Below are 4,061 nucleotides of genomic sequence, written 5' to 3'. Positions count from 1 at the left end.
AGAAGAGAATGCACAATCCGAGAAGGAATCTTCTCCCTTTCATGTCACTCCTCCTTCCAGTGGAGATAGACCTCGAGACCTTCCTTGGTGACGTGGCAGGAGTAGAACCTTCCAGCAGGAGAGAGGAAAAACTCCGATTGCATTCCGCATAACATCCGCTCCGGCCTTCCGCGAGTGGCCGGATACCGAGCGACGGCAACGAGTTTCCCCTGGGGATCGGTCACCTGGATTTTGTCGCCGTAGAAAGCGATGTAGCCATTCGCCGACACACCCAAAACCCCTCCCTCCCGTCCTTCAAAGCTCCGAAGGAGGTGTCCGTCCCTGTCACGGACACGGACGAGGCAGTTCTCCAATCGTTCGCATCCCCCCTCATCCGGGATGCGGCAATTAAAGGAATAGAAAAGGCCATCCGCGCCGACGACAGTGGAAGTCGTGCCCTCCCAGATGTCCGAGAGGCGTTCTCCAGAAACACGAGCTGCGAGGGTGTCGAGTGGGACGCTTCGATCGTTTCTGGAGAAAAACACGTAAACGGAACCATCAGGCCCTACGTCCAGGTAATAAGCGTGGCCCACCGGTTCCAGGCCTAGGGCGCGGACGCCGACGCGCACCACCTGGGTCCAGCGTGTGTCGCCCGGAGAGAGCCGGCGGAAGTCCAGACTTTCCTGCCCACCGCCCCCACCCACCAACAACAGCGTGATCGTCCCGTCCGGCGCAACGACCATGTCCCAAGGCGGCTTATGCCAAAGGTGGGAGCGTTCTGTCTCGTCCAGAGCGCCGTCGACAAGACGAAGGAGGGAGCCGTCCATCGGGTCGATGACCTTGATGTTGTCGAAGTCGAGGTCGTAGAAGTAGATCTCCTCCGTCGCGGGGATCGTCACGATCCCCGCGTGCTCCCTCCAGCCGCCTTCCCCCGGCGGCAGGTCCGAGATCAGCTCCGGCGTGGACCCCCGCGGATACGTGAAGAGATAAACCGGCTGAACCGGTTCCGGCTCTTGTTCGCCGAGCGCCGGACTCGGGAGAACGAAGAGCGCGACGAGAAGATTCGCGAGGAGAAAGAGGAGAACCGAAGCGAAGTGGATCGATCGAAGCGTCATGGGTCTCTACCCCCTGGTTTCGCTTCGGGAGCGGGGAGGTTCGTCGGAACCTCCTCCCGCTCCCGACCTCTGCCTAGACCACGCTGTTTGTTCTGTGCCCAACCTCCAAGAAGAGAATCTATTCGCCTCGAAGACCCGGCGGGATTCGAGGACCGCGTCCGGGACCTTCTTACCGTGCCGGCACCATGAGCCAAGAGCACAAAGAATGCCAGAATCGAAACAGATTGCTAAAGAATAGGTGGCGTTCAGGGCATGCGGGCGCTCTCCCCGGTCACCTGGCACCGGTCTCTCAGGAGCCACGGGAGAGCGCCCCCGTGGCTATCGGGGTAGACTCGGCCGAATGGCGCGCGGCTCGATCGCTCAACCCGTTGTTTCGCAATGAGTTTGATCGACCGAATCTGCGGGAGGTTCACCCGGGGACGGAGAGAAGATCTTCCGCCTGCGAGGAAGGACCGTGATCCCGGCCTCGGGCGGTGGATGAACGGAGGGCCGGCCGGGCGGCTAGGGAGGGGTAGTTCCGGCGATCGGGACACGAGAGAAGGAGCCCGATCCGGCGCTCTCCCTCTCCTGTCTCATGAGAATCTCACGCGATTCTCGATTTTCTCATGACACAGCCGGTCAGCGGTCCCGCATCCCGAGCACCCGCATCCGGCGGTAGAGGGTCGAACGGACGGTTGGCCCAATCCCAAAACCGAATCCTGCTACCGATCGGAGGCCGGCTCGACCCACACCGGTGCGGCGTGCATTTCCGGGTGATCGCGGAACCTCCGCCACACGATCCCTGCGACCGTGACGGCGAGAAGGGCATCGAGAAGCCCCCCCGTTCCCGGAGTTCCGACGAGAAGCTTCGACGCGCCCGAGTAGTCGAGCCGGAGCCACGGCGACGGCTGGCCGAAAAGATCGCTCTCCATCCCCCCGAGAGCCCATCCGAGCAGATTCCATCCGAGATGGATCCCGATCGGGAGCGCGAGACCTCCGCTTACGACCCGAGCGACCGCGACGAGGACGGCGAACGCGAAGAGGTCCAGCACGGCCAAGAGCGAGAGCCACCAACCGAGAAGCAGGTACTGCATGTGAGCGAGGGAGAAAAGGAACGACGTCACGAGAATCGACCAGCGGGTCGTCTTCTGCAGGCGAAGCCCCTGAAGGAGGTACCCCCGGAAGACAACCTCCTCGTAGAGCGCCACGAAGACGAGAACAACCGGAATCCGCCAGACCGACGCCGAGGGGTTTCCTCCGACCGAAACCCGAAGCCCGCCGATCGCGACGCTAAGCGCGAGCGTCCCCCCGATGAGCGCCAAGGCAGCGGCGAGCCCCAGGAGAAGACGCCACGCTTCTCGCCGCTCCCAGGCGAACCCGAGCTCCTTGATCGAGCGCTTCATCCGCCGCCGCCAGTGGAAGACGGTGAAGAGAAGGATCGGAAGGCCGACAGAGAGAGGGAGGACGACCGGATGAAAGAAGAGCTCCAAGAAGTGAATGTGGACGTCAGCTTCCCCTCCCGTTCGGATCTCGCGAACAGCTTCAAGCAAGGCATACAAGACCACGCCGACTAGAAATCCGACCAGCGCCACAATCTCTGCCAGGGCCGAATAGCGGATGACCTCGACAATCGGCGGGGCCTCGCAGCCGAAGAGCCGATTCGGGAGAACTGCGCGGAGGAACGGACCGAACACGGGAATCCGGACGGCTCGTTGGAGGAAGGGAGCGAGCGAGGGGGCCCGGACGGTACTTTGGAAAAGGGAGGTTGGACCACTGTACCTGCGGAGAATCGCTTCGATCCTTCTCCGCATTCTCGTCACGATCTCCTTGAACTTGTACTTCTCGAAGGTGTACCTGCGGAGAATCGCTTCGATCCTTCTCCGCAGGAAGGGCCTAGTGAGCAGAATCACAAGCCCGACCAGGCCGGCCAACAGGGGGAGATTTAGGTTGGTAAGGTCGAAACGAAAGTGGATCTGCATGAGAAACTAGCCTCCCTCCTTTCTGCTCCGCGGGGTCGAAAGCCCGCCCTTGTCCCCGGCGTCTGCGGAAGCGCTCGACGCTGCAAGTACGAATAGAGATGGCGCTCCGCCCCCGAGAGGGGGCGGAGCTCTCCTGCTCGATCAGCAGCTACCGCTGAACCTCACGCGCACTCCATATCCTTCGACTTCCCAACCGAATTCAGGATCCGTGGTGATGCAGATAACAACGACCGCGACGAGCACCTTCAGCCAGATCGCATTGCCCCCCGGATCCTTGCCCACCTGCACCTCCGCTTCAGTGATCTCGCGCCCCCAAGCGTCTCGAATCAGGCTGCCGTCTGCGTAGGCCCAGCGGGCGTCGAAGGCCCCCTCCGATCCGGCGCGCTTGCGAACAGACACGAGCACCGCATTTCCTTCATACTCCGTTGCGAAGAGCGGAGTCCAATCCGCAAACCGACCGGGCTCCTCCGTCAATGCGCGCGGGGTTTCGAGAAGAGCGAGCTTCCACACCCTGGGCGATCCGTCGAAGTCCTTGCCCGTCCCCACGGCGACGTGCTCGAGAGCGCCTCGCAGGGCGGGAACGGACTTTTGGAGCCGCTCCATCCCTCTCGCCTCCATGAGGGATTGCTTTGCGGCGTCTGATGTCAGGAAGTCCCCAGCCATTGCAGGGGAGATGCCCCAGATCAACTGTTGGCTGATGAGCATGGCGATCAACGCTTTTCGAAGCATGGCTTCTTCCTGTTCTCTGAAACCCACCCACCGTAACGTGAACCGGCTCACGTTCTTCTGCCAGAGCAACTCGCGTGCCTGCGGACAGGGGAAAGTGGGCGCTACCGCAGAAGGTGAGGAATCCCGGCTTCTCGGCCAAGGCCTCCCGCTTGTTGCTCTCGTCTTTCGAACCCGCTTCTTCTTTGAAGATCAAACGGTTGACTGTGTCTTCGAAGACCGACATGAGGAGAGGTTCTCGGTCGGCGCGTAGAAGTTCTCTTGGGGTGATTTGAGGCAGGAG

General features: G+C 61.7%; 3 protein-coding genes. All 3 read right to left on the bottom strand.

Annotated features, from left to right (window positions below; translation table 11 throughout):
• Window positions 1-44: 44 nt before the first annotated feature.
• The 3 genes from FJY73_14090 to FJY73_14080 all read right to left on the bottom strand — a co-directional run bounded on the left by FJY73_14090 (window position 45) and on the right by FJY73_14080 (window position 3,781).
• Entirely contained in the window at window positions 45-1,094 is a 1,050-nt protein-coding gene (locus FJY73_14090) for a hypothetical protein (GenBank protein ID MBM3321790.1), read from the bottom strand.
• A 701-nt stretch (window positions 1,095-1,795) separates the two neighbouring features.
• Entirely contained in the window at window positions 1,796-3,052 is a 1,257-nt protein-coding gene (locus FJY73_14085) for a CPBP family intramembrane metalloprotease (GenBank protein MBM3321789.1), read from the bottom strand.
• 141 nt (window positions 3,053-3,193) lie between these two features.
• On the bottom strand, window positions 3,194-3,781 hold the full coding sequence (locus tag FJY73_14080; protein ID MBM3321788.1) for a hypothetical protein: 588 nt from the start codon (window positions 3,779-3,781) through the stop codon (window positions 3,194-3,196).
• Window positions 3,782-4,061: the final 280 nt, after the last annotated feature.

The organism is Candidatus Eisenbacteria bacterium, from assembly GCA_016867715.1.
In the GTDB taxonomy this organism is placed as follows: Bacteria; Orphanbacterota; Orphanbacteria; order Orphanbacterales; family Orphanbacteraceae; genus VGIW01.
The sequence above is the reverse complement of the archived record's forward strand: the minus strand, read 5'-3'. Positions and strand labels throughout refer to the sequence as shown.

Bases quoted from the DNA above. Each gene is read 5' to 3' on its own strand.
- FJY73_14090 (MBM3321790.1), bottom strand. From the start codon at position 1,094: ATGACGCTTCGATCGATCCACTTCGCTTCGGTTCTCCTCTTTCTCCTC.
- FJY73_14080 (MBM3321788.1), bottom strand. From the start codon at position 3,781: ATGCTTCGAAAAGCGTTGATCGCCATGCTCATCAGCCAACAGTTGATC.
- FJY73_14085 (MBM3321789.1), bottom strand. From the start codon at position 3,052: ATGCAGATCCACTTTCGTTTCGACCTTACCAACCTAAATCTCCCCCTG.